This window comes from Glycomyces sp. NPDC049804 (assembly GCF_040674615.1).
Taxonomy (GTDB): Bacteria; Actinomycetota; Actinomycetes; order Mycobacteriales; family Micromonosporaceae; genus Glycomyces; species Glycomyces niveus.
Genome location: NZ_JBFAMQ010000003.1, coordinates 361,939 through 385,771, shown reverse-complemented (window position 1 = coordinate 385,771; position 23,833 = coordinate 361,939). Strand labels below are relative to the sequence as shown.

The following is a 23,833-nucleotide window of genomic DNA, read 5'->3' as shown; positions in this document are numbered from 1 at the left end:
AGCGAGGCACATGGGGAAGTCGAACCGGAACACCGACCGGCGGCAGGCCGCCGAGGCGCTGCGCAAGCAGCAGGCGGCGGAGGCGCGGCGCCGGAAGATCGTGTTCGGAGTGGCGATCGGCGCCGCCGTGGTGCTCATCGGGGGGCTCCTCGTCTGGGGCATCTGGATGAACAGCAAACCCGAGTACGAGGTGCACACCCCGGCCGCGCGGACCACGGACACCTACGCCGTGCAGATCGGGGACGGCCCGGTCGAGGTCGACCTCTACATCGACTACATGTGCCCCGCGTGCAACCAGTTCGAGTCCGCTTACGCCGAGCAGATCCAGTCGTGGGTCGACGCCGGCACGGTGACGGTGAACTACCACCCGCTCACGATCCTCGACCGCCTCAGCAACGGCACCGAGTACTCCAGCCGCTCGGCCGCCGCAGCCGTGTGCGCCGCCGACGCCGGAGAGCAGCAGTTCCTCGACTACACGCTGGCGCTGTACGCGAACCAGCCCGCCGAGAACAGCGAAGGCCTGAGCGACGACGAGCTGATCCGGATCGGCACCGAGGACGTCGGCCTCGACGCCTCCTGGCAGTCCTGTGTGGAGGACGAGCGGTACCGCGGCTGGGTCCAGGAGGGCAACGCGAGCGCTACCGGCGACCAGGGCGTCTCCGCGACGCCGACCGCGAAGGTCAACGGCGAAGTGGTCCAGAACTCCGCGTTCGCCGACGAGGTGCAGGCCGCGATCGACGCGGGCTGACCGAAGCAGAAGTTCAGGGGCGCAGCCGCGTTGGCGGCTGCGCCCCTCCGGCGTCGGCGGCGACGTGTGCCCGGGCAGGCCGTCCCGCGAACCTCGACGGGGGGCGAGGTCCGCGGGACGGGGTCTCGAGGGCGGTTGCGGTCCCTCGCTACGCCCGCATCGCCGCCAGCGCGGTCTCCAGGGAGAAGCCGAAGGGGAGTTCGAGCCGGTGCCGCTGCAGCAGTTCGGTGTCGGCGAGGATCGCGGCGGTGGGGCCGTCGGCGGCGACGCGCCCGGCGTCGAGGATGACGGCCCGTTCGCACAGCTGCAGCGCGTACGGCAGGTCGTGGGTGACGAGCAGCAGCGTGGGCGCGGTGGCCTGCAGGATCGCAGCGAGGTCGCGGCGGGCGGCCGGGTCGAGGTTGGCGCTCGGCTCGTCGCAGACGACGATGTCGGGGCGCATGGCGAGGACGCCGGCGAGGGCGGCGCGGCGCTGCTGGCCGACCGAGAGGTGGTGCGGGGGCCGGTCGGCGAGGTCGCTCAGGCCCACGTCGGCGAGCGCGGCCGCGACGCGCGCGGCGAGTTCGGGCCCGCGCAGGCCGAGGTTCGCGGGGCCGAAGCCCACATCGTCGGCGACGGTGGGCATGAACAGCTGGTCGTCGGGGCTCTGGAAGACGATGCCGACGCGGCGGCGGATCTCGGCGAGGGTCTTCCTCTCGACCGTGACCTCCCCGACCGACACGGTTCCGGCGGTGGCGGTGAGGAGCCCGGCGAGGTGGAGCATGAGCGTGGTCTTCCCGGCGCCGTTGGGGCCGAGGATCGCGACGCGTTCGCCTTCGGCCACTTGGAGGTCGACGCCGTCGAGGGCGCGGTGCCCGTCCGGGTAGACGTGCTCGAGGCCGCTGATCGTCAAGGCGCTCATGCCATCACCGCCGTCCAGGCCGCGATGCCCGCCGCGAGGGCGGGGGCGGCGAGCGCGGCGGACCATTGCAGGGCGCTGGCGGGCGCGGGGCCGACGTCAAGTGGGAGCCGCCCGGTGTAGCCGCGGGCGGCCATGGCCTGCCAGACGCGTTCGCCGCGTTCGAAGGAGCGGATGAAGACGACGCCGAGGCTGCGGGCGAGGGCACCCGCCTGCCACAGGAAGCGCGGGTCGTCGCAGCGGGCGAGGCGGGCCAGGCGCATCTGGGTCACCTCGGCCACCGTGAGGTGCGCGTAGCGGATCGCGAAGGCGGTGATCTGGAGCAGGATCTCGGGGCAGCGCAGCCGCGAGAGCCCGGCCAGGACCCCGGCGATCGGGGTGGTCGCGGCGAGGACCAGGGCCGCCCACACGCCGAGCGTGGCTTTCGCGAGCAGGTTCCATCCGGCCCACAGGCCCGGTTCCGAGACGGTGAGGAAGCCGAGGTGCACCGCCGGGCCTTCGACCATGAACGGGAACGCCAGGGCCAGCACCAGGAACGGCGATTCGACCAGGCTGCGCGAGAGCACCCAGCGGAGCGGGACGCGCGCGAGCGCGAACAGCCCGGCGATGAGCAGGGCGTAGGCCCCGAAGGCCCACACGGCTTCTCGCGGGGTGGCGGCGATGGCGCAGGTGAAGGCGACGAGCGCGACGATCTTCACCTGCGGCCGCAGCCGGTGGACCGGTGAGTTCCCCGGCCGGTAGAGGCCGTCGACCGGGTTCACGCGTGCTCGCGCTTCTTGCCGCGCGCCAGGAGCCGGAACAGGCCCGTCGCGATCGCGAGCGTCAGGATGACGCCGAGGACGCCCGAGAGGGACGCGCCGAGGATCTCGTTGTCGAGGAACGACATCCCGTAGTCGGCGAAGGCGCCGCCGATCTCGTGGTCGCCCGCGGCCTGGAGGACGCAGGCGCCGCCGGTGATCTCCCCGTCGGCGGTCTCGCAGCCGGTGAGGAGCACCGATTCGAGCCCGTCGGGCGAGGCCGAGGCGAACAGGGACACGAACCCGGCGAGGACCAGCGTGACGACGACGCCGGCGATCCAGAAACGTTTGGTCTTCACACCGACTCCTTCGCGGTCCGGGCGAGCGGGGTGCCGCGCAGGGCGTGCACGAGATCGGGGCGGGCGACCGCCACCGCGGTGACGGCGCCGGCGGTGATGACGCCTTCGCCGATGCCGATGAGCGCGTGGGTGCCGAGGATGGCGGCGGCCATGGCCCCGAAGGACTGGCCGACCTCTTCGCCGCCGAGCCAGAACTGGAGGAGGAATCCGGCCGAGGCGGCCACGACGCTGACCACGGCGGCCGCGAAGACCGCGACCCCCAGGCCGAAGCGCGTGCGCGGGAGGACCTTGAGCGCCAGGACGATCACGCCGTACCCGGTGAACGCGGCGATCACGGCCATGTTCACCACGTTCAGGCCCAGGGCCGTGACGGCCCCGTCCGCGAACAGGAGCGCCTGGATGACGATGACGACGGTGACGCACAGCGCCCCGAGCCAGGGGCCGAGGAGCGCGGCGGCGAGCGCGCCGCCGAGGAGGTGCCCCGAGACGCCGGCGGCGACGGGGAAGTTGAGCATCTGCGCGGCGAAGATGAACGCCGTGGCGAGGCCCGCGAGCGGCACGAGCCGCTCGTCGAGGTGCCTGCGGGACACGACGACGCAGGCGCCGACGGCGATGGCGGCGAGGAGCGCGAACGCTAGGGAGGTCGGTCCGTTGACGACGTCCACTGGGATGTGCAGCGCCAGGTCTGACACGGGCAAGTGCCGCCTTTCGACTGGTTGTGGGCCTGGGGGCGGGGCCGGGAGGTGTGGCGGTCGCCCTGCCGGATGCAAGGCGCCCACGCGTGGAATCAACAGCCCGCTGTCAGGCTATTGCAATTATTTTGCAATAGCCGGTCTGTCGCCGTCAACCCGGACCGGGGAGTGTCGGGAACCGGCGCACCGCCGAACAGGGACCGTCAAGCGCGCTCCCAGGCGATTGTCAGGGACGGCCGGTAGGGTTGCCACCTGTGAACGTACGACTTCAGCCAGGTGAGACGGCGCCTGATTTCACGCTGACCACCGACACCGGCGACCCGGTGACCCTGTCGAGCCTCCAGGGCCGCAAGGTCATCCTGTTCGCCTATCCGAAGGCCATGACGCCCGGATGCACCAAGGAGGCCTGCGACTTCCGCGACAGCCTCACCGGCCTCCAGGCCGCCGGCTACGCGGTGCTCGGGATCTCCCCCGACGAACCGGACGCGCTGGCCAAGTTCGTCGAGCGCGACGGCCTGACCTTCCCGCTCCTGTCCGACCCCGAGCACAAGGTGCTCGAGGAGTACGGCGCCTGGGGCGAGAAGAAGAACTACGGCCGCACGATCGTCGGCGTCGTCCGCTCCACGTTCGTCATCGACGAGCAGGGCGACGTCGAGCTCGCGCAGTACAACGTCAAGGCCACCGGCCACGTCGCGCGCCTGAAGAAGCAGCTCGGCCTCGAGGAGTAGCGGCCCGCTCCGGGTCAGGCTCTCGGCAGGACCACCCGGAACGCCGCCCCGCCGGGCGTCTCGCTGAGGCGCACGCAGCCGCCGTGACCCACCACGATGGCGGCGACGATCGACAGACCCGGCCCCCGAGCCGCCTTCGGCGCCGCGGGCCCGGCCCTGATCGACCCGGTACCACCGCTCGAAGACGCCTTCGGCGTGCTCGGGGGCGACCCCGGGCCCGGTGTCGGCCCGGCGGACCTCGTGCACGGTCTCGTCGAGTTCGAGGTCGACGCAGCGGAGCACGCGGTCCTCGGGCGAGGCAGGGGCTTTGGCGCGGCGCAGGACGGCCTCGACGCGCAGGACGACCGCTTCGAGGTCGAAGGGCCTGGTGGCGTAGTCGTCGCCGCCGACGGTGAGGCCGGTGACGCGGTCGCGCACGGCGTCGCGGGCGGTGAGGAAGAGGACGGGCCGGTCGCGGTCGGCGCGCAGGCGCTTGGCGACTCGGAAGCCGCCCATGTCGGGGAGCATGACGTCGAGGATGACGAGGTCGGGTTCGAAGCGGGCGGCGGCGCGGAGCGCTCCGGCGGCGTCGCGGGCGACCTCGACTTCGAAGCCGGTGGGGCGGAGGGTGGCGGACAGGAGCGCGCCGATGTTCTCCTCGCCGACGAGGACGCGGGCTTTGGGTTCGGGCGCTTCGGTCACCAGGACTCCTTCGGCTGTGCCGGGCCATTCCTATCGGCGCGGGCCGCAGCGGTGCTGGGCGTCAGCTCAAAGATCGGTAAGAACGGGCGTCACGGGCGGGAGAGGGCGGGTTCGGCGCCGTCGATCTCGCGGAGGCGGCGGGCGGTATCGGCGCCGCCGGTGCGGAGCACGTGCTCGCGCAGGCGCCGGTACCGGTCGAGGAGGGCCGCCTGCTCCTCCTGCGGGAGCAGCCCCGACCGCTGGACGGCGAGGGCGAGCGCGGCGACCCGTTCGAGGTCGGTGGCGGCACCGGTGTCAGCAGTGTTCATGGATTGACCGTCCACTCTGAAGGCGTACTGGAGGCGAACCGGAGGTGAACCGGACCGGACGCGGCGACAACGATCGATGTCCGGTTTGCCCCTGAACGGGTCATCCCTGCGATCGCCTGGAGCCTCTCGTCACGCGGCGGCGATTCGCGGCATAGGTTGACATTGTCATGGTATGACCTCAGAGGGGGCTCCCTCACTCGAGCACCGGGCTCCCCGAAGCGACCTCGCGGAAGGATTCCCATGTCTGCCAAGCAAGAAGGCACCGACCAAGAAGCCGGCGGCTGCCCTGTGCGGCACAGCCGCGCGCTGCTGCCCGTCCAGGGCGGCGGCAACCGCGGCTGGTGGCCCGACCGGCTCAACCTCAAACTCCTCGCGAAGAACCCGCCGGTCGGCAACCCCCTCGGCGCGGACTTCGACTACGGCGCGGCGTTCGAGAAGCTCGACCTGCCCGCCGTCAAGCGCGACATCGAAGCGGTCATGACCGACTCGAAGGACTGGTGGCCCGCCGACTTCGGGCACTACGGGCCGCTGTTCATCCGCATGGCCTGGCACAGCTCGGGCACGTACCGCATCAGCGACGGCCGCGGCGGCGCGGGCACCAGCCAGCAGCGGTTCGCGCCGCTCAACAGCTGGCCCGACAACATCAGCCTCGACAAGGCCCGGCGGCTGCTGTGGCCGGTCAAGCAGAAGTACGGCCGCAGCCTCTCCTGGGCCGACCTGCTCATCCTCACCGGGAACGTGGCGCTGGAGTCGATGGGCTTCAAGACGTTCGGGTTCGGCGGCGGCCGCGCCGACGTGTGGGAGGCCGACGAGGACATCTACTGGGGCCCCGAGTCGGACTGGCTGGACGACCAGCGCCGCGGCGAGGACCGCCGGATCGAGGACGCGTTCGCGGCCTCCCAGATGGGGCTGATCTACGTGAACCCGCAGGGCACGGGCGGCAACCCGGACCCGGTCGAGTCGGCCCACGACATCCGGGAGACGTTCCGGCGCATGGCGATGAACGACGAGGAGACCGTCGCCCTCATCGTCGGCGGCCACACCTTCGGCAAGACCCACGGCGCCGCGCCCGAATCGAACCTCGGCCCCGAGCCCGAGGCCGCCCCGCTCGAGGCGCAGGGCCTGGGCTGGGCCAACGCGTACGGCACCGGCAAGGGCAACGACACCATCACCAGCGGCCTCGAGGGCATCTGGACGAACACGCCGACCCAGTGGGACAACAGCTTCCTGGAGATCCTGTTCGGCTACGAGTGGGAGCTCAAGGAGAGCCCTGCCGGCGCGCACCAGTGGCAGCCCAAGGGCGGCGCGGGCGAGGGCACCGTCCCCGACGCGCACGATCCGACGAAGCGGCACGCGCCGACGATGCTCACCACCGACCTGTCGCTGCGGTTCGACCCGGTCTACGAGGCGATCTCGCGCCGGTTCCTCGAGCACCCGGACGAGCTCGCGGACGCGTTCGCGCGCGCCTGGTTCAAGCTCACCCACCGCGACCTGGGGCCCGTCGTCCGCTACCGCGGCCCCGAGGTGCCCGCCGAGCAGCTGATCTGGCAGGACCCGCTCCCGGCCGCGGACTACGAGCCGATCGACGACGCCGACATCGCCGCGCTCAAGGACCGCATCCTCGAGTCGGGGCTCTCGAGCCGGCAGCTCATCGCGACCGCCTGGGCCTCCGCGTCCTCGTTCCGCGGCAGCGACAAGCGCGGCGGCGCCAACGGCGCCCGCATCCGCCTTGAGCCGCAGAAGGACTGGGAGGTCAACGAGCCCGAGTCCCTCGCGGCCGTCCTGTTCGCGCTCGAGTACATCCAGTCGGAGTTCAACGCGCGGGGCCGCGGCAAGCAGGTCTCGCTCGCCGACCTCATCGTGCTCGCCGGCACGGCCGCGATCGAACGCGCCGCCGAGGCCGCCGGCCACCACATCGAGGTCGCGTTCACGCCCGGCCGGGTCGACGCCGCGCAGGAGCAGACCGACGTCGAGTCGTTCGCGCCGCTCGAACCGACCGCGGACGGCTTCCGCAACTACCTCGGCAAGGAGCACCCGCTTCCCGCCGAGTACCTGCTCGTCGACCGCGCGAACCTGCTGGGCCTCAGCGTCCCGGAGATGACCGTCCTCATCGGCGGCCTGCGCGTCCTCGGCGCGAACTTCAACGACTCCCCCGTCGGCGTCCTCACGGACCGGCCGGGGCTGCTCACCAACGACTACTACCGGAACCTGCTCTCGCTCGACACCGAATGGCGGCCGACCGAGCAGGACGCCCAGATGTACGAGGGCCGCGACCGGGCCACCGGCGAGGTCCTCTGGACCGCGTCCCGCGTGGACCTCGTCTTCGGCTCCAACGCCGAGCTCCGCGCCGTCGCCGAGGTGTACGCCGCCGACGACGCCGAGTCCCACTTCATCCGGGACTTCAACCGGGCCTGGACCAAGGTCATGAACCTCGACCGCTTCGACGTCTAGCGCATGTGGAAGGCCCCCGGCGGACGCCCGCCGGGGGCTTTCACATGTGGTCGCGGGGCGGGCGCTCCCCGGAGCCGCGCCCGATGTAGCGGGTCGGCAGTTCGACGCGGCGGGTGAAGCCGAGCGGGTCGCCGATGCGTTCGATCGCGAGGCGGGCCGCGCGCCGGCCGAGTTCGACCGGGTCGTGGGCGATGACGCTGACGCCGAGCACGTCGGCGGTGTCGAAGTCGTCGAAACCGACGAGCGCGGGCGGGTCCCCTTCGATGCCGCGCATGGCGCGCAGCGCGCCGATCGTCATCCGGTTGTTCCCCGTGACGACCGCGGTCGGCGGGTCGGCGCCGCCGAGCAGGTCCGCGACGATCCGCTCCGGCGCGGCGGCGGGATCGTCGACGAGCCGCTCCCAGCGGCCGGTGTCCGCGATGCCGTAGGCGGCCATGGCCTCCCGGTACCCCTGGACCCGCTCGCCCTGGGCGCTGACCGCGGCGGGGTTGCACACGTAGGCGATGCGGCGGTGGCCCAGGGCGAGCAGCCGCGAGGCCGCGTCGAAGACGCCGCTGCGGTTGGCGAGGACGATCGCGTCGGCCACGAGGTTGTGCGCGGGCCGGTCGATGGCGATCACCGGCGTCCCCAGGTGCCGTTCGCCTTCGAGGTAGGACTGGTCGCCGGACACGGGCACCAGCAGGAGCGCGCCGACGCGCTGCGCGAGGAGGGCGTCGACCACCCGCTCCTCGCCGTCCGGGGTGTCGGCGGTGGTGGCGACGAGGAGCGCGTTCCCGTGGCGCGAGGCCTCCTGCTCGATGCCGGCGGCGATCCCGTAGTAGAAGGGGTTGCCGAGCTCGCCCATGACGAAGCCGATCGTGTCGGAGCCGCCGCCCCGGCGCAGGGTCCGGGCGAGCGAGTTGGGGCGGAACCGCAGGCGCTTCGCCGCGTCGAGGACCCGCTCCGCCGTCGCGGGCGCGACGGCCTCCCGGTTGCCGAACACCCGCGAGACGGTCTTCGAGCTCACCCCCGCGAGCCTCGCGACGTCCTCGACCGTCGCGCGCTGCTGCAGCGCCATACCGGCCCCCTTCCCGGGCATCTGACCTTACCCGGTCAAGTTCAGCGGTGTCCATCGTCGGACACGCGCACGAATTCCACCGGGATGAATTGCCTCGAGAGGCAACTCAATCCCAGCTCAGCACCGTTGTCTCAGGCGAGAAGGTCACGGCTCGATAACCAGACAACGTTGCCATGGGCTTGACCTTAACCGGTTCAGAACTTAAGCTTTCGCCAGCCCCGCTTGAACGGCCGCGCGGAGCAGTTCAAAGAAGAACCCGAAGGAGTCCCTCACATGAGCAAGAAGGCAATGGCCGGTGTCGCGGCCTTCGCCGCCGCCGCGACCGCCCTGAGCGGTTGCACCGGCGGCACCGCCGACGACGACCCCTCCAACACGATCGACGGCGAGGTGAAGGGTGATCTCAAGATCATCACCTGGCGCACCGACCTCGTCGAGAACGGCGAGTTCGACGAGTACATCGCGGCGTTCGAAGAGCAGTACCCGGACGTCTCGGTCGAAGTCGAAGGCATCACCGACTACGCCGGCGAGATGACCACCCGCCTCAGCAGCGACGACTACGGCGACGTCATCGGCATCCCGGCCGCGATCCAGCCCGACCAGTTCGAGCAGTTCCTCGAACCGCTCGGCGAGAAGGCCGAGTTCGAGCAGACCTACCGGTTCCTCAACGGCGCCGCCTACGACGGCACCCAGTACGGGCTCGCCATCGGCGGCAACGCGAACGGCGTCCTCTACAACAAGCGCGTCTTCGAGCAGGCCGGGATCACCGAGCCGCCGACCACCCCCGAGGCGTTCCTCGCCGCGCTGCAGCAGATCAAGGACGGGACCGACGCGATCCCGATGTACACCAACTACAAGGACGGCTGGCCCCTCGGCCAGTCCTTCGGGAACCTCGGCGGCGTCACCGCCGACCCCGACGCCGCCAGCGAGATGGCGAAGGACCCCGCGCCCTGGACCGAGGGCAAGGACATGTACGCCATCGACTCCCTGCTCTACGACGCGGTCGCGGCCGGCCTCACCGAAGAGGACCCGCTGACCACGAACTGGGAGCAGTCCAAGATCGACATCGCGACCGGCAAGATCGCCACGATGACCCTCGGCTCCTGGGCGATCTCGCAGATGCAGGCCGCCGCCGAGGCCAACGGCGCCTCCGCCGACGACATCGGCTACATGGCGTTCCCCGCGAACGTCGACGGCACGCAGTACGCGGTCGTCGGTGGCGATTACAACCTCGCCGTCAGCCGCCACTCCGAGTCCAAGGCCGCGGCCTGGGCCTGGATCCAGTGGTTCATCGAGGAGTCCGGCTTCGCCGAGAACGAGGCCATGATCTCCACCGTGAAGGCCGACCCGCTGCCCGAGAACCTGGCCGGCCTCGAGGAGAACGGCGTCCAGCTCATGGAGATGAACGCCGCCCCCGCCGGTGAAGAGGGCCTGCTCAACGAGGTCTCGAGCGACTCCCAGGTCGACCTGTTCGGCAACATCTACCGCCAGGAGCTCGTCGACGTCGCCCGCGGCGCCGCCGACGGCGACAAGGCCAGCGTCTTCGCCGACCTCAACGAGCGCTGGGGCGAATCGGTCGAGCGGGTCGCGGGCTAGGCGAGGGACACACCATGGCGATCAACGCAACCGGTGCCGCCACCGCGGACACCAGCGCCGACCGCCTCCACCCGGAGGGCCGCCCCGCGCGGCCCTCCGGGGCCGCCCGGCGGCGGTCCTGGAGGCAGACGCGGCGCGGGCTCACGCCGTACCTGTTCATCGCGGCCGCGGTCGCGCTGCTCCTCCTGTTCACCTACTGGCCCGCGGCGAACCTGCTGTACTTCAGCGTCACCGACTGGGACGGGCTCGACCAGGACCTCGACTACGTGGGCGTCGACAACTACGTGCAGGTCTTCACCGACCCGCGCATCTTCGAGGTCTTCTACGTCAGCCTCTACTACTTCGCCGCCTCGTTCCTCCAGATCGGGCTCGCGCTGTACTTCGCCACGATCCTGAGCTTCAACACCCGGTTCCGCGACTTCTTCCGCGGCGTGCTGTTCTTCCCCTACCTCATCAACGGCGTCGCCATCGGGTTCGTGTTCCTGTACCTGTTCCAGCCGGACGGGACCCTCGACACGGTCCTGTCGTGGTTCGGCCTCGCCGACCCTCCCCAGTGGATCGGCGACCCCGACATCGCGAACTGGTCCCTCGCGGGCACCAGCATCTGGCGGTACATGGGCATGAACTTCGTGCTGTTCCTCGGCGCGATCCAGTCCATCCCCAGCGACGTCTACGAGGCCGCCGAACTCGACGGCGCCAACAAGTGGCAGCAGTTCTGGGCGATCATCCTGCCGGGCATCCGCCGCATCATCGGCCTGTGCTTCGTCCTGTCGATCGCGGGCTCGCTCAGCGTCTTCGAGATCCCGTTCATCATGACCGGCGGCGCGAACGGCACGTCCACGTTCGTCATCTCGACCATCCAGACCGCGTTCACGCACCGGCAGGTCGGCACCGCCTCCGCGATGGCCGTCATCCTCCTCGCGATCGTCCTCGTCGTGACCTTCGCGCAGCGCAAGCTCTTCCCCGACGAGAAGGTGGACCTGACATGACCGCCCTCCGCACCGCCCCCCGGTCCGAGGCCAGGGCCGCCCGGCGGGCCGCCGCCGGCACCGCGAAGTACCTCAGCCTCGTCATCGCCGCGGCGTGCACGCTCCTGCCGCTCGTCACCGTGCTCTTCGCGAGCCTGAAGTCGGCCGAGGAGTACGGCTCGACGGGCGCGCTCACCCCGCCGTCGAACTGGCTCAACCTGGCGAACTTCGCCACCGCCTTCGACAGCGGCGAGATGCTCGAAGGCATCGTCAACACCGGGATCGTCCTCGCCGTGTCACTCGCCGGCACGATCCTCATCGGCACGATGGCGGCCTACGGCCTCGACCGCTTCGAGTTCCGCGGCAAGCGGCTCGTGTTCGCGCTCTTCCTCATCGCCACCCTCATCCCGGGCGTGACCAGCCAGGTCGCGACCTTCCAGGTCATCAACGGCATGGGGCTCTACGACACCAAGGCCGCGCTCGTCCTGCTTTTCATGGGCACCGACATCATCGCGATCTACCTGTTCATCCAGTTCATGCAGGCCATCCCCGCGTCCCTCGACGAGGCCGCGATGATCGACGGCGCGAACCGGTGGACGATCTACTGGAAGATCGTGCTGCCGCTGCTGCGCCCGGCCATCGCCACGGTCGTGATCATCAAGGGCATCGCGATCTACAACGAGTTCTACACGCCGTTCCTGTACCTGCCCTCGCAGGACATGATCTCCACGTCGCTGTTCCGCTTCAAAGGCCCCTTCGGGGCGCAGTGGGAGGTCATCTCCGCCGGGACGCTCATCGTCATCGTCCCCACCCTCGTCGCGTTCGTGTTCCTCCAGCGGTGGATCTACCGGGGCCTCACGTCGGGAGCGGTGAAATGACCGCGGACCCCCGCACCGAGAGGACCGCCCCGTGAACGGTGCGGCCGCGACGCTGGCGATCGACGCGGGCCAGACCAGTGTCAAACTCCGCCTTCGCAGCGGCGACCGCGCCGCCGAGTGGTCGGCGCCCGGCATCCGCACCGACGGGCCGCTCCTGCCGCAGCTCGCCGCCGTGGTCGACCGGGCCGTCGCCGACGGCCGCACCTTCGAGCGGCTCGCGCTCGGCGTCTCCGGACTCGAGTCCTCGCACGCCGAAGCCGCCGAACTCCTCGAGCGGTACCGGCCCGGCGGCGTCCGGTCCGTCCACATCGCACACGACTCCGTCTCGGCGTTCCTCGGCGCGCTCGGCGACGAACGCGGCGCCGTCGTCGCCGCCGGCACCGGCGTCGTGGCACTCGCCGTGGGCCGCACCGAAGTCGCCCGCGTCGACGGCTGGGGCCACCTCATCGGCGACGCCGGCAGCGGCTACTGGATCGGCCGGGCCGGCCTCGACGCCGTCATGCGCGCCCACGACGGCCGCGGCCACCCGACCGCGCTCACCGGCCACGTCGCAGCCGACTTCCCCGACCTCGAACGGGCCTACCTCGAACTCCAGGCCGACCCCGACCGCGTGCGCCGCACCGCCGGATACGCCCCCGCCGTCACCGCCGCGGCGGCCGCAGGCGACCGGGTCGCCGCCGCCATCCTCGACGGCGCGGGCCGCGAACTCGCGCTCTCGGCCCTCGCCGGCCTGCGCCGCACCGGCGAGGCCGACGCCGAGCGGCCCCGCGTCCGCGGCATCGGCGGCGTCTTCGCCGCCCCGGCGCTGGCCGCGGCCTTCATCCGCGCGGTGCGCGCCGACCACCCCGGAGCCGATGTCGCCGTAGGGGAATCGAACCCGCTCGACGGCGCGGGACTGCTCCCCGAGGTCGCCGCGACGAGCGCGCTCGCCGCGCGGATCGCCACCGCCGGAACCTGAACCGCCACCACCGACACCCGACCACCAAGAGGACCAGCGATGACCCACCTGCCTTCGACCTTCCGCGCACTCCACGAGGGATGGACGCTCACCGCCGCCGACCTCGCCGCCGACGCACCCGAGACGGTGGCCGCGCCGCTCGCGGCGGGCATCCCCGCCGCCGTCCCCGGCGAGGCCCACCTGGACCTGCGTCGCGCAGGACTCATCGCCGACCCGTTCGACGGCGGCAACGAGGCCGCGCAGCAGTGGATCGGCGACACCGCCTGGACCTTCACGACCGTCTTCGACTGGGCCGACGACGGATCGGCCCGCCACGACCTGGTCGCCCACGGCCTCGACACCGTGGCCACGGTGTCGCTCAACGGGATCGCGATCGGCCGCACCGAGAACATGCACCGCGGGTACCGCTGGGACGTGCGCGAAGCCCTCCGCGAAGGCGCGAACACGCTCACCGTGGCGTTCGCCGCGCCCGTCCCCGAGACCGAGGCCCGCGCCGAACGCGACGGACCGCTGCCGCGCGTCAACCACCACGAGTACAACCAGCTGCGGAAGATGGCCTGCTCCTTCGGATGGGACTGGGGCATCGACGTCGCCGGCGCCGGCATCTGGAAGCCCATCGGCCTCGAATCCTGGTCGGGCGCGCGCATCGCCTCGGTCCGGCCCCTGGTCGGCGTCGAAGGCGACGCCGGCGTGCTCGAGGCCCGCGTCGACATCGAACGCGCCCAAGGCGACGGCCCTGTTCCGCTGGCCCTCACCGTGACGGGCCCGGACGGTGCGACCGTGACCGCGCACGGGACCGCCGCCCCCGGATCGGCCTCGGCCGCGGTCCGCGCGACGGTGCCCGACATCGAGCGCTGGTGGCCGGTCGGCCACGGCGACCAGCCGCTCTACGGCGTCGAAGTGGCCGCGGGCGAAGCGGTCTGGACGGGCCGGGTGGGCTTCCGCACCGTCGAGCTCGACACCGAGCCCGACGAGGCCGGAGCGCCGTTCCTCCTCAAGGTCAACGGGGAGCGCATCCTCGTGCGCGGCGCGAACTGGATCCCCGACCACGCCTTCCTCACCGAGATCGACCGCGACCGGTACGCGCGCCGCTTCGCGGACGCCTTGGAGGCCAACATGAACCTGCTGCGCGTGTGGGGCGGCGGGATCTACGAGAACGAGGACTTCTACGACCTCGCCGACGAACTCGGCCTCCTCGTCTGGCAGGACTTCCCGTTCGCCTGCGCCGCCTACAGCGAGGACGAGCGGACTAGGTCCGAAGTGGAGGCCGAGGTGCGCGAGAACGTCACCCGGCTCAGCGCCCACCCCTCGCTCGTGATCTGGAACGGCAACAACGAGAACACGTGGGGATCGGTCGACTGGGAGTGGGCGCACCGCGTCGACGGGCGCGGTTGGGGCGACGCCTACTACCGCGACCTGCTCCCCCGCATCCTGGCCGAGCTCGACCCGACCAGGCCGTACTCGCCCGCGAGCCCCTACTCCTTCGGCGACTACCGCCACCCCAACGACGAGCGCTACGGCACCATGCACATCTGGGACGTGTGGAACCGCGAGGACTACACGAAGTACGCCGAGTACCGGCCGCGCTTCCTCTCCGAGTTCGGCTTCCAGGCTCCGCCCGCGTGGTCGACCCTCGTCTCGGTGGTGCACGACGAACCACTCGGCCCCTTCGGCGAGCAGATGCTGGTGCACCAGAAGGCGAACCTCGGCAACGCGAAGCTTGAACGGGGCTGGCAGGGCCACCTGCCCGACCCCGGGACCATCGAGGACTGGCACTGGACCACCCAGCTCAACCAGGCCCACGCGATCCGCTTCGGCGTCGAGCACTGCCGCTCCCTGACCCCGCACAACACCGGCACGATCCTGTGGCAGCTCAACGACAACTGGCCCGTGGTCTCCTGGGCCGCGGTCGACTTCAACGAGCACCGCAAGCCCATGTGGCACGCCCTGCGCGACGCGTACGCGCCGCGCCTGGCCACGATCCAGCCGCGCGCTTCCCAGGAAGCCCGCGAGCGCGCTTGGGAAGGCGTCGAACCCGCGCCGGACCACCTCGCGCTCGTGCTGGTCAACGACACCGCCGAGGACTACTCGGGGGCGTTCGCCGTCACCCGCGAGACCTTCGACGGCACCGCGCTCGCCGCAGCCGTGCTCGACGTGCGCGTCCCGGCGCGCGGCAGCGCCCAGGTCGCCGTGCCCGCGAACGTGGCCGCTTTCACCGAGGCCGCGACCGAAGCGCTCGTCGCCGTCGCCGAGCCCGGTTCCGGGTTCGCCCCCGCGTTCCGGTACGCCGCCGAAGTGGTCGACCAGCGCCTCGACCCGAAGCCGCTGCGCATCGAGGCGGTCCGCGAGGGCGACACGGTCCTGCTGCGCCTCACCGCGACCTCGCTCGTCCGCGACGCGCACTGCCTCGCCGACACCGTCCACCCCGGCGCGGGGCCCGACCGCGGCATGGTCACGCTCCGCGCGGGCGAGACCGCCGAGATCCGCATCCGCGCGACCGCGGGCGCCGACCCGGCCGCGTTCGCCGCCGCCGTGCGCTGCGCCAACGACCTGCTCTGACCGCGGCCGTGCTCAGCGCGATCGCCCCTGCCCCGGGGCCTTTGCGCTGAGCACGCCTGCCGACCGCCGCCGGGCGTTACGATCAGCACGTGGTCCGCTTCGAGGACATCAGCACTCCCGCCCGCCTGGCCGAGCCCGGCGAGGGCATCGGCCGGGACGAGCTCTCGCTCGCCGCCCGCAACCACGGCCTCCCGCTCGAAGCCCTCCGCTACGACCTCACCCCGCCCGGCCTGCACTACGTCCTCACCCATTACGACATCCCGTACGCAGAGGACGCCGACTGGGCGCTCACCATCGGCGGCCACGTCGAGCGCCCGCTCCGACTGGATATGGACGAGCTGCGCTCCTACCCGGCCGTCACCACCCGGGTCACCATGGAATGCGCCGGGAACGGCCGCGCCCTCCTCTCGCCCCGCCCGGTGAGCCAGCCCTGGCTCGTCGAAGCGGTCGGCACCGCCGACTGGACCGGCGTGCCGCTGTGGGCGCTGCTCGCCGAGGCCGGCGTGCGGGACGGCGCCGTCGACGCGGTCTTCACCGGCGCCGACCACGGCATCGAGCGCGGCGTCGAACAGGACTACCAGCGCGCCCTCCCCATCGAGACGGCCACCGCCGAGGAGATCCTGGTCGCCTACGCCATGAACGGCGCCCCGCTCCCGCCCCAGCACGGCCGCCCGCTCCGCCTCGTCGTCCCCGGCTGGTACGGCATGGCCCACGTCAAATGGCTGCGCGACATCACCATCGCCGCCGCGCCCTTCACGGGCTTCCAGCAGGCCACCGCCTACCGCCTCCGGCAGGAGCCCGACGAACCGGGCGAGCCCGTCACCCGCATCGCCCCGCGCGCTCTCATGGTCCCGCCCGGCTTCCCCGACTTCATGTCCCGCGCCCGCGTCGTCCGCCCCGGCGACCACACGCTCGAGGGGCGCGCCTGGTCCGGCCACGCGCCCGTCACCGCCGTCGACGTCAGCACCGACGACGGCCGCACCTGGCATCCGGCCGCCCTCGATGCATCCGACGACCACCGCTGGGCCTGGCGCCGCTGGCACTTCACCTGGACCGCCGCCCTCGGCACCCACGTCCTGTGCGCCCGCGCCACCGACGCCGAGGGCCGCACCCAACCCCTCACGCAGCCATGGAACCGCGGCGGCTTCGCCAACAACCTCGTCCAACGCGTCCCGGTCCACTGCACCGGCCCCTGAAACCAGAAAAGGCCCCGATCGATCGGGGCCTCTCGAGGCACGTCTCCACGGCGTATCCAGACCCGTCACCTCAGGTCACGGCCCTGGTTTCGCGCCAAGCAGCCCTATTGGCGGCCCCGCCCGCCAAACCGGCCGCACCGGGCCCGGCGGTGACTCGCCTGGTTCAAGGCCGTGCTCGCCGCTCCCCCCGAGGACTGCGGCGGGATCTGGCCGCTACCAGTGGCTGCGCGACGCCCTCGCCGACACCGCCCACCCCGATCACGCCGGAAGCACTCGAACACGTCAGCGAACACGACCGCGCCCACTATCTGCCCGAAGCGCCTGACACGGCCGAGATCGACCGCAGGCTCCGAGCCGACGGCCCGGAGGAATGACCGACGAAACCCGCTACCGCTCGGCGTCCTGGGTGAAGATGTCGGCCGCCGTCACCGTGAAGGTCCCTTCGGCTGCTCCTGTCACCGTCTCCCGAGCGCAGATCGCGAACTGCAGCGTATCGGCCTCCACACCAAGCGCAGCGGATTTCTGCACGAGTTTCGGGAGCAGCCGTCGGGCGATGTTCCGCGTCAGTTTGCCAACCCGGTACTCAGGGCCTCTTCTCGAATCCGGAAGCGCGCGAACCCGGTAGGCCTACCGGGTTCGCTTAAGAGGGTTGGTCGGTGCACGTCTCCACGGCCTACCTGAACCCGACACCGCAGGTCACGGCCCTGGTTTCGCGCCTAGCGGCCCTATTGGCGGCCCCGGCGGCAAAACCGGCCGCACCGGGCCCGGCGGTGACTCGCTTGGATGACTCTAGTACAGCAGTCGTGGCAGGCCCCACACGCCCATGGCGACTCTACGACCGCCTGACCTCGGAAGACATCGACACGATCATCCGCCTCTACGCCGCCGGAACCATCCAGAAGGACCTGGCCGCCAAGTTCAACATCAGCGTCAGCAGCATCCAACGAGTCCTCCGCGATCATGGCTGAGGTTGCAAAGGCGCAGAGTAAAGCCACCCGGCTCGACACCGGTCACGATCACCGAGGTTGGCGCTGGCCTGCGGCGGTTCAAAACAGCGTCAACTGACGTGGAACTCGTCTTGCTTCGCCTCGCCGTCTTCCAGCCAGCGGATTCGCAGAATGCCGCTCTCGCCGCCGTTGAACGTGTACTCGACATTGACGCGACGGGTCTGACCTGCGTGGACAACGGTAGGTGTGGAGTCGTTGAAGACGAACATGCGCGAATTCTCACTGGAGTCGAAGGTGACCTCCTGCGCGTCCTCGTCGCCGATGTTCGTAACGTCGATCCAATGCCGGGTTCTGTACCGCGGCTTGCCCTTCTTGTCGTAATCCCTGATCTCGCGTTCCTGTTGAGGCTGCACCTGGAACCGCACTCCGGGAGTCGAACGGTTCAGCACCGGCGCACCGAGGTCAAGGTTCGCGATGTCGAACTCGATGGCCTTCCAGACCTCATGTTGGAGTTGGGATACATTGCTGAACTCACCGAGAAGACCTCGGTCCTGAATCTGCTTCTTGAACGCTCGGAGACCTTCCAACTGATCCGTGTCGACGTCGTTTGGCAGCGGCGCTGTTGAGAAGTAGAGGTGAACGGGCTTTCCTTGCGTGACAGCACGTTCGATCTCCTCAACCGTCCCAGACACCGCGCTTGGTGTGGGAGAGCCGAGCCGACTGCCGAACAGTCCGAAGACTACATCGGAGTCATCCACCCCCTGAGCATTGATGAGCGCCTGGGGATGGTCACCGAGCTGAGGCACAGACGATGTCTCCCACCGCCACGGCTGAAGAATGACCTGCTTGTTCTTGGCGTTCGCGTCGTTCCATCCGTAGATCGCGGCCTCGACCGCGTCCCGAGCATCAGTGATGTCGGACGGGGACGCGATCATCACGCGCAGAACATTCGCAACGTAGGTCATGGCAACCACGATACGGCCAGGCACGGACATAACGTCGACGTAAGGGGCGGGTATCCGAGGCCGGGCGGCGTTTCGGCTCGGCCGTGCGAGAGGAACGATAAACGAACAGCCGACCACCAACCAAGCACGTCTCCACCGTGTTCATCGACCCAAGCCGCCAAAGTCAGGCTCGTGGTCGTGGTGACGGCCGGAATGTCGTCTGGCGGTTGGGTAGAGATGGCCTCGGCGCGGGCAAGATTAGGGATTGTCTTACGGCGCTTGATGCTCTAGAATTACTGTCACTTGGACAATAAAAAAAGGAGTTCACCTGTGCCGCACGCCGATGAGCACTGGTCGCCGCCGATGGTCCTGATGACGGTCGACCTCGTGATCTTGACCTTGCACGGTTCGACGTTCGATGTCCTGCTGATCGAGCGCGGGATCGACCCGTTCAAGGGAAGCCAGGCACTGCCCGGGGGGTTCCTCAATAACGCAGGCGAAGACCTCTACGACGCCGCGCTACGGGAGCTCCAAGAAGAGGCGGACCTCGATGGCGCGCAGCTACACATCGAACAGCTCGGCATCTACGGCGCACCAGGACGCGATCCCCGCGGGCGAGTGGTGTCGGTGGCGTACCTGGCGATCGCGCCTGGGATTCCAGAGCCGGTCGCCGGGACCGACGCCTCAGGTGCAGCTTGGATCTCGGTGGAGCAGGTCCTTTCCGGGCAGGTGCGCTTGGCGTTCGACCACTTGCAGATCCTCACCGACGCCGTCGAGCGCGCCCGAGAGAAGTTGGAGCGCACGCCGCTGGCGACGGCGTTCTGCGGTGCGACGTTCACGATCGCGGAGTTGCAGCAGGTGTACGAGGCGGTATGGGGGGTCGACCTCGATTTGCGTAACTTCTACCGCAAGGTCCAGCGGGTACCAGGCTTCATCGAGTCTGCGGGTTCAGATCCCCGAGTACGCAAGGGCCGCCCCGCGAGGATGTATCGCGCCGGACCCGCTCAAGCGCTGCATCCCCCGCTTACCCGTCCTCAACCCGCGACTTCACCTGGAGTTGACCAATGACCGATCCCGATATCGTCGTGCTGACGGCGCTGGATCTCGAGTACGAAGCCGTCCGACAGCACCTGGTCGACACTGAGGTTCGCCGCCATGGCGCGGGCACCCGGTTCGAAGTCGGCACCGTCCGCGACTCGAAGTGCCGCATCGCGCTCGGGCTCACCGGCGTAGGCAATCACGCCGCCGCGGTACTGGCCGAGCGGGCGGTCCAGGCGTTCACGCCCAAGGCGGTGCTGTTCGTCGGGGTGGCCGGCGCCCTCTGGGACTCGATAAGTCTCGGCGATGTTGTCGTGGCCTCGCGGGTGTACGCCTACCACGGCGGCACCAGCAACAACGACGGCCTCAAGGCGCGGCCCCGGGCTTGGGAAGCCCCGCATGGCATCAGCCAGCTCGCCCACCATCTGGCGCGCAACGGCGACTGGGCGAAACGGCTGCCACCGGAGACCGAGCCGCCGAAGGTCCTCTTCGGCCCGATCGCGGCCGGCGAAGTGGTGCAGAACTCGCGGATCTCCGTGGAAGCGAAGTGGATTCGCGAGCACTACAACGACGCAACCGCCATCGAGATGGAGGCCGCCGGAGTCGCCCAGGCCGGGCATCTCAACAACGCCCCGGTCGCGATCGTGCGCGGCATCAGCGACATGGCCAACGGCAGCAAGAACGCCAGCAGGGACGGCGCCTGGCAGCCGCGAGCCGCTGCCAACGCCGCAGCCTTCGCCCTGCGCCTGGCGGAAGAGATCAACATCGAAGCAAAGGAGACGTCCATGGCATCCGACAACCCCAAGCCCCGCTCCACAGGCGACACCGTGATCAACGTGGCCTCCGGGCAAGTGGGCATCCAAGGGGGCAGTGTCGCCGGCTGCACCGTCTGGATGAGCACAGCACCGACGGCAGGCACGGGCGGCGACCTCGCTTCGGCGGTGGCCGCGCTGCGAAGGAGCATCACTCGGCATCACGCCGACGGCACCATCGACGACGACACGTACGAGGCGGCGCAGGGCGAACTCGACACCGCCGAGACCGCCTTGCGTGAACCCGGCGAGCAGAGCACGAAGAAATCGGTCCTGGCGCTCAAGCGACTCCGGGGCCTGGTGGCCGATACCGCCGACCTGGCCGCGAAAATCGCGGTCGTGATCGCGGCGGTGAACGGGTTGTCATGAACAGTCGCACCCCTCAACTGCCCCCGAAACACGCCACGACCCACAACTCCGCGGCCGCCGGAACCACGGTCGGCATGCAGGCCAGCACGATCACCAACTCCACCGTCTACCAAGTCCTCGCGAGCGATCCGCCCGGAAAGAAGTATCGCGTCGGCCTCCAATACCTCCAAGACGGCGTCCCGCTCAAAGCAGTGGAATGGATCGGCGCCGCCATTGCCGAGCGCCTGAATAATGCCGAGGTCCGGTACCACTGGACGCTGGCGATGCTCAGCAAGCGCTCGTATCGGGATCTTTCTCGCCCAGAGCGCGAGAGCCTCGACGTCATCGCCTCTGACTTGAACCGCTACGCCGAGAGCGACCACAAGAGCGCTCTGGAAGCGATCTGGCAGCTGCTGTGCCATCACAAGGGCACTGGAGGCGACGCGAAAATCGCCGAGAAGAACATCCTGGCGCTGCCCGCGTCGCTGCGAGCTGAGATCGACCGCCACCTCAGCGAGTTGCTTTCGGGTGCGACCAAGGATCAGCTGTGGGCGCAGCGGAAGGAACTGGCAGCGACTGGCCCGATTCGACCATGACCGGATGAACCGGGTCTGGGCGTACTTCCATCCGGAACCGATCAGACCCCGCGTCCGCCCTACGCTGCCCCCGCAGATCTTCCTCATCGATCTGATTCGTGCGATCGGGACCGGCGCAGCGTTCACAATCGCCGTAACCTACCTGGCATGGCTCGCTCTGAGCAGCGCGGCATGGGCTCCGATACTGGGCTACCTGCTCGCGGCTGTCGCCGGCTTCTTCGGCCTCCGCGACGCGTTCGAGTGGCGATACCGGAGCAATCGCATCAAGGCGGAAAACTACCGCCTCTACACGTACTCCTCGAACGGAAGGAACACCGGAGAGGGGTTCGCGACCCAGGTAACCAATTCATTCAAGAAGTACTTCCACAAGTACCGACCCGAAGAGGTCGACGCCAGGGAATGGATGATCAGGACCCGCAGCATCCGCGGGTTCCTGCGCGACGAGATCTGCGAAATCTACCGTGAGAGCACCGTCGGCATCGGCGGGTTGAACTGGCTTATCGGCTATCTCGCGCGAGAGGTCAGACGGCGATTGAGGGACGGCAGTCTCTACGACTACCAGACCAAATACCGCGTCGATCCTCTCACCAAGGCTCGGTGTCTGCTGTCGCTGGCGCTCGTGCCGGCTGCTACCGCCCCGTTCATCGCCGCAGCGGTGCATACCGACATGTTGCGGGCATGGGCCGCCCTCATCGTCGCCGCAGTAGTCAGCCCATTTGCCGTGCGGAGGTGGTGGCACATCTGGAGCGAGCTGCGCAGGGCCGGTGCCGATCAGGCAGAGGCCGAGGAACAGTACGAGGACCGGATGAAGGCCTACCGGAGGTGGAAGCAGCGACTGGAGGAAACCCGGCCGAGCGAAACCGAAATGGAGACCTGGCTGTACTGCGACACGACCATGCTCATCGATGCCGCCCTGCTCCACTACCGGCTCGCATGGCGCGACGTGATCGCCCGCGCGGTGTTCCAGGGGCCCAACCCCTATAGGAAGCGCCACCGGGACCCCGCGGGCCCCTGGAGATACTCCTCCTACGACCTGATGCTGTTCCTCATCACCGACGACGGCGTCCGAGAAGTATCCTCCACACTGGACTTCGAGCATGCTGTGTTCCAGGGGCAGGAACGCAATAACTTCCGGTTCGATGCCGTCTCCTCCGTCGAAGTGAGCGAAGGCCCTGGCGGGAGTCGCACCCTGCGGCTGACGCTAACGAACGGCCCCACCAGAGAGCTCTACGTCACCGAAGCGGAAGACGCCGAACAATACGGAACTGGCTGGGCCGACCATCTCCTGGACATCAACCTCTCCGCCGCAGGCTTCGTCCAAGCCCTGCGCATCCTCGAAGGGATCGCAGCGGAAGGCAAGGAATGGATCGACCGGGACAAGAGCTCGGCGAAAACATCGGACTGATCTCCTACTGGCTGAGGCGGCCGGTGATCTCGCTTCGCCTGCGCCACAAGACAGACGCTGTTTCGACCAGCGCCCGCTCATGGTCGGTCTCGCCCGCCCAGGCGGCGTGGTGCGCGTTCGCGACCAGCGCCGGGGACCGTCTACTCGAAGACGACATGGCCGATAACGTTCGGCTCCAGGTGGCGGAAGCGTATCTGGATGTGGTCGGAGACCGAGGTCCACACGAAGTCGACCACTGCCCCGTCGATCTTGGCTTCCCCGATGGGGATGAGCACCGAGTTCGCCTCCCGGGGCTGGATCAGTCCGGTTGTGAGGGCGTCGGCCCACACCTGGCTGAGGGCTTCCTTGCACCTATGGCGCAGGCCCGGTGACCACTCGGCCCGGTAGAGGCAGAGCCTCGGTGCGGGCGAGTCAAGTTCGGTCACGTATCCGAGCGCGAGCTGCGGCGCTGGCGTCGTGCGTTCGATCCAAGCGGTAGCGGTGGTGCCGTGGGGTTCGGCGGTGACGGTGACGGTGCGATGTTCGAGCTGTACTCGCCCGATGATGATGCGGTCGCTCATGCTGCCGGGGTGTCCCATCCGGCGGCGGCGACTTCGTTGAACCGCAGTGTTGCTGCGTTGAGCAGCTCCTCGCGAAGGTCGTTTGCCCATTCGGCTTGCTGGGTGTTGATGAGCATCTGGCTCGGTTGGATCGGGGAGTCGAGGTCGACGGCGATGCCGACGTCCCTCGGCTCCAGCTCGTCGGTCTGAACGACGACGCGCCCAGTGGTCAGGTTGGCCCACAACCGGACCCGCTTCCCCGCCACCTCAGCCTTGCCCCAGTCGCGGTCCTCGGTGATCACCGGCGAGTACTTGATCGGTCGACTCATCTTGTCCCCCTTGCAGTTCGAACTCGAAAGAGCGGGCGCGGGAAGAGCCCCACCTTGCTCGATT

General features: G+C 69.6%; 24 protein-coding genes and 1 pseudogene. 14 read left to right on the top strand and 11 right to left on the bottom strand.

The features are described 5' to 3' along the window. Nucleotides 1–10 precede the first annotated feature (10 nt). On the top strand, nt 11–748 hold the full coding sequence (locus AB0K52_RS06540) for a thioredoxin domain-containing protein (RefSeq protein ID WP_363527030.1): 738 nt from the start codon (nt 11–13) through the stop codon (nt 746–748). Between the two features lie 148 nt (nt 749–896). Here AB0K52_RS06540 and AB0K52_RS06535 read toward each other — a convergent pair whose 3' ends face one another. The 4 genes from AB0K52_RS06535 to AB0K52_RS06520 are packed head-to-tail and all read right to left on the bottom strand — an operon-like array spanning nt 897 to nt 3,434. After that, nucleotides 897–1,649 (bottom strand): ABC transporter ATP-binding protein, encoded by a 753-nt coding sequence (locus tag AB0K52_RS06535; RefSeq protein WP_363527027.1) that lies wholly within the window; start codon nt 1,647–1,649, stop codon nt 897–899. After that, complete coding sequence (cbiQ, locus tag AB0K52_RS06530; protein ID WP_363527024.1) at nt 1,646–2,407, bottom strand: cobalt ECF transporter T component CbiQ; 762 nt, start codon at nt 2,405–2,407, stop codon at nt 1,646–1,648. Before cbiQ ends, AB0K52_RS06535 begins: the two co-directional genes overlap by 4 nt. After that, complete coding sequence (locus AB0K52_RS06525; protein ID WP_363527021.1) at nt 2,404–2,742, bottom strand: PDGLE domain-containing protein; 339 nt, start codon at nt 2,740–2,742, stop codon at nt 2,404–2,406. Before AB0K52_RS06525 ends, cbiQ begins: the two co-directional genes overlap by 4 nt. Then, nucleotides 2,739–3,434, bottom strand: a complete 696-nt coding sequence (locus tag AB0K52_RS06520; protein ID WP_363527241.1) for an energy-coupling factor ABC transporter permease — start codon at nt 3,432–3,434, stop codon at nt 2,739–2,741. Before AB0K52_RS06520 ends, AB0K52_RS06525 begins: the two co-directional genes overlap by 4 nt. A gap of 254 nt (nt 3,435–3,688) precedes the next feature. Here AB0K52_RS06520 and bcp point away from each other — a divergent pair, with 254 nt between their 5' ends. Next, nucleotides 3,689–4,162: a thioredoxin-dependent thiol peroxidase gene (gene bcp / locus AB0K52_RS06515; protein WP_363527018.1), complete on the top strand. Its 474-nt coding sequence runs from the start codon at nt 3,689–3,691 to the stop codon at nt 4,160–4,162. Nucleotides 4,163–4,384: 222 nt separating this feature from the next. On the opposite strand, the pseudogene AB0K52_RS06510 reads toward bcp, so the two are convergent. Together AB0K52_RS06510 and AB0K52_RS06505 are read right to left on the bottom strand one after the other, a co-directional pair. After that, a pseudogene (locus tag AB0K52_RS06510) lies at nt 4,385–4,843 on the bottom strand (response regulator); the annotation flags it as partial. 89 nt (nt 4,844–4,932) lie between these two features. Further along, complete coding sequence (locus tag AB0K52_RS06505; protein WP_363527015.1) at nt 4,933–5,151, bottom strand: hypothetical protein; 219 nt, start codon at nt 5,149–5,151, stop codon at nt 4,933–4,935. 240 nt (nt 5,152–5,391) lie between these two features. Here AB0K52_RS06505 and katG point away from each other — a divergent pair, with 240 nt between their 5' ends. Next, nucleotides 5,392–7,602: a catalase/peroxidase HPI gene (katG, locus tag AB0K52_RS06500; RefSeq protein WP_363527012.1), complete on the top strand. Its 2,211-nt coding sequence runs from the start codon at nt 5,392–5,394 to the stop codon at nt 7,600–7,602. 40 nt (nt 7,603–7,642) lie between these two features. On the opposite strand, the gene AB0K52_RS06495 is transcribed toward katG, so the two are convergent. Beyond that, on the bottom strand, nt 7,643–8,659 hold the full coding sequence (locus AB0K52_RS06495) for a LacI family DNA-binding transcriptional regulator (protein ID WP_363527009.1): 1,017 nt from the start codon (nt 8,657–8,659) through the stop codon (nt 7,643–7,645). A gap of 273 nt (nt 8,660–8,932) precedes the next feature. On the opposite strand from AB0K52_RS06495, the gene AB0K52_RS06490 reads away from it, so the two are divergent. The 6 genes from AB0K52_RS06490 to AB0K52_RS06465 all read left to right on the top strand — a co-directional run bounded on the left by AB0K52_RS06490 (nt 8,933) and on the right by AB0K52_RS06465 (nt 16,811). Then, entirely contained in the window at nt 8,933–10,252 is a 1,320-nt protein-coding gene (locus AB0K52_RS06490) for an ABC transporter substrate-binding protein (RefSeq protein WP_363527007.1), read from the top strand. A gap of 14 nt (nt 10,253–10,266) precedes the next feature. Beyond that, complete coding sequence (locus AB0K52_RS06485; protein WP_363527004.1) at nt 10,267–11,241, top strand: sugar ABC transporter permease; 975 nt, start codon at nt 10,267–10,269, stop codon at nt 11,239–11,241. Then, nucleotides 11,238–12,098 (top strand): carbohydrate ABC transporter permease, encoded by an 861-nt coding sequence (locus AB0K52_RS06480; RefSeq protein WP_363527001.1) that lies wholly within the window; start codon nt 11,238–11,240, stop codon nt 12,096–12,098. The genes AB0K52_RS06485 and AB0K52_RS06480 overlap by 4 nt, the downstream gene beginning before the upstream one ends. Before the next feature lie 31 nt (nt 12,099–12,129). Further along, the gene (locus AB0K52_RS06475; protein WP_363526998.1) at nt 12,130–13,056 is read left to right on the top strand and encodes a BadF/BadG/BcrA/BcrD ATPase family protein; all 927 of its coding nucleotides are present in this window, start codon (nt 12,130–12,132) and stop codon (nt 13,054–13,056) included. A 39-nt stretch (nt 13,057–13,095) separates the two neighbouring features. Beyond that, nucleotides 13,096–15,615: a glycoside hydrolase family 2 protein gene (locus AB0K52_RS06470; RefSeq protein ID WP_363526995.1), complete on the top strand. Its 2,520-nt coding sequence runs from the start codon at nt 13,096–13,098 to the stop codon at nt 15,613–15,615. A gap of 89 nt (nt 15,616–15,704) precedes the next feature. Further along, complete coding sequence (locus tag AB0K52_RS06465; RefSeq protein WP_363526993.1) at nt 15,705–16,811, top strand: sulfite oxidase; 1,107 nt, start codon at nt 15,705–15,707, stop codon at nt 16,809–16,811. 387 nt (nt 16,812–17,198) lie between these two features. On the opposite strand, the gene AB0K52_RS06460 is transcribed toward AB0K52_RS06465, so the two are convergent. Further along, the gene (locus AB0K52_RS06460; RefSeq protein WP_363526990.1) at nt 17,199–17,339 is read right to left on the bottom strand and encodes a hypothetical protein; all 141 of its coding nucleotides are present in this window, start codon (nt 17,337–17,339) and stop codon (nt 17,199–17,201) included. A gap of 275 nt (nt 17,340–17,614) precedes the next feature. On the opposite strand from AB0K52_RS06460, the gene AB0K52_RS06455 reads away from it, so the two are divergent. Continuing rightward, nucleotides 17,615–17,779, top strand: a complete 165-nt coding sequence (locus AB0K52_RS06455) for a helix-turn-helix domain-containing protein (RefSeq protein WP_363526987.1) — start codon at nt 17,615–17,617, stop codon at nt 17,777–17,779. An 89-nt stretch (nt 17,780–17,868) separates the two neighbouring features. On the opposite strand, the gene AB0K52_RS06450 is transcribed toward AB0K52_RS06455, so the two are convergent. After that, nucleotides 17,869–18,723, bottom strand: coding sequence for a DUF4062 domain-containing protein (locus AB0K52_RS06450; RefSeq protein ID WP_363526984.1), 855 nt, complete (start codon nt 18,721–18,723; stop codon nt 17,869–17,871). A 342-nt stretch (nt 18,724–19,065) separates the two neighbouring features. Here AB0K52_RS06450 and AB0K52_RS06445 point away from each other — a divergent pair, with 342 nt between their 5' ends. The 4 genes from AB0K52_RS06445 to AB0K52_RS06430 are packed head-to-tail and all read left to right on the top strand — an operon-like array spanning nt 19,066 to nt 22,901. After that, complete coding sequence (locus AB0K52_RS06445) at nt 19,066–19,770, top strand: NUDIX domain-containing protein (RefSeq protein WP_363527238.1); 705 nt, start codon at nt 19,066–19,068, stop codon at nt 19,768–19,770. Beyond that, entirely contained in the window at nt 19,767–20,921 is a 1,155-nt protein-coding gene (locus tag AB0K52_RS06440) for a 5'-methylthioadenosine/S-adenosylhomocysteine nucleosidase (RefSeq protein ID WP_363526981.1), read from the top strand. The genes AB0K52_RS06445 and AB0K52_RS06440 overlap by 4 nt, the downstream gene beginning before the upstream one ends. Continuing rightward, nucleotides 20,918–21,496 (top strand): hypothetical protein, encoded by a 579-nt coding sequence (locus AB0K52_RS06435; RefSeq protein WP_363526978.1) that lies wholly within the window; start codon nt 20,918–20,920, stop codon nt 21,494–21,496. The genes AB0K52_RS06440 and AB0K52_RS06435 overlap by 4 nt, the downstream gene beginning before the upstream one ends. Before the next feature lie 4 nt (nt 21,497–21,500). Continuing rightward, entirely contained in the window at nt 21,501–22,901 is a 1,401-nt protein-coding gene (locus AB0K52_RS06430) for a hypothetical protein (protein ID WP_363526975.1), read from the top strand. 140 nt (nt 22,902–23,041) lie between these two features. Here the strand turns inward: AB0K52_RS06430 and AB0K52_RS06425 are convergent, their stop codons facing one another. Together AB0K52_RS06425 and AB0K52_RS06420 are read right to left on the bottom strand one after the other, a co-directional pair. After that, a complete protein-coding gene (locus tag AB0K52_RS06425; protein WP_363526972.1) occupies nt 23,042–23,461 on the bottom strand; it encodes a hypothetical protein in 420 nt (139 codons plus the stop codon). Beyond that, a complete protein-coding gene (locus AB0K52_RS06420) occupies nt 23,458–23,769 on the bottom strand; it encodes a hypothetical protein (RefSeq protein WP_363526969.1) in 312 nt (103 codons plus the stop codon). Before AB0K52_RS06420 ends, AB0K52_RS06425 begins: the two co-directional genes overlap by 4 nt. Nucleotides 23,770–23,833 lie beyond the last annotated feature (64 nt).

Coding starts and splice junctions, on each gene's coding strand:
- AB0K52_RS06540 (WP_363527030.1), top strand. CDS start 11: ATGGGGAAGTCGAACCGGAACACCGACCGGCGGCAGGCCGCCGAGGCG.
- AB0K52_RS06535 (WP_363527027.1), bottom strand. CDS start 1,649: ATGAGCGCCTTGACGATCAGCGGCCTCGAGCACGTCTACCCGGACGGG.
- AB0K52_RS06505 (WP_363527015.1), bottom strand. CDS start 5,151: ATGAACACTGCTGACACCGGTGCCGCCACCGACCTCGAACGGGTCGCC.
- katG (WP_363527012.1), top strand. CDS start 5,392: ATGTCTGCCAAGCAAGAAGGCACCGACCAAGAAGCCGGCGGCTGCCCT.
- AB0K52_RS06495 (WP_363527009.1), bottom strand. CDS start 8,659: ATGGCGCTGCAGCAGCGCGCGACGGTCGAGGACGTCGCGAGGCTCGCG.
- AB0K52_RS06490 (WP_363527007.1), top strand. CDS start 8,933: ATGAGCAAGAAGGCAATGGCCGGTGTCGCGGCCTTCGCCGCCGCCGCG.
- AB0K52_RS06485 (WP_363527004.1), top strand. CDS start 10,267: ATGGCGATCAACGCAACCGGTGCCGCCACCGCGGACACCAGCGCCGAC.
- AB0K52_RS06480 (WP_363527001.1), top strand. CDS start 11,238: ATGACCGCCCTCCGCACCGCCCCCCGGTCCGAGGCCAGGGCCGCCCGG.
- AB0K52_RS06470 (WP_363526995.1), top strand. CDS start 13,096: ATGACCCACCTGCCTTCGACCTTCCGCGCACTCCACGAGGGATGGACG.
- AB0K52_RS06450 (WP_363526984.1), bottom strand. CDS start 18,723: ATGACCTACGTTGCGAATGTTCTGCGCGTGATGATCGCGTCCCCGTCC.
- AB0K52_RS06445 (WP_363527238.1), top strand. CDS start 19,066: ATGGTCCTGATGACGGTCGACCTCGTGATCTTGACCTTGCACGGTTCG.
- AB0K52_RS06440 (WP_363526981.1), top strand. CDS start 19,767: ATGACCGATCCCGATATCGTCGTGCTGACGGCGCTGGATCTCGAGTAC.
- AB0K52_RS06435 (WP_363526978.1), top strand. CDS start 20,918: ATGAACAGTCGCACCCCTCAACTGCCCCCGAAACACGCCACGACCCAC.
- AB0K52_RS06430 (WP_363526975.1), top strand. CDS start 21,501: ATGAACCGGGTCTGGGCGTACTTCCATCCGGAACCGATCAGACCCCGC.
- AB0K52_RS06425 (WP_363526972.1), bottom strand. CDS start 23,461: ATGAGCGACCGCATCATCATCGGGCGAGTACAGCTCGAACATCGCACC.
- AB0K52_RS06420 (WP_363526969.1), bottom strand. CDS start 23,769: ATGAGTCGACCGATCAAGTACTCGCCGGTGATCACCGAGGACCGCGAC.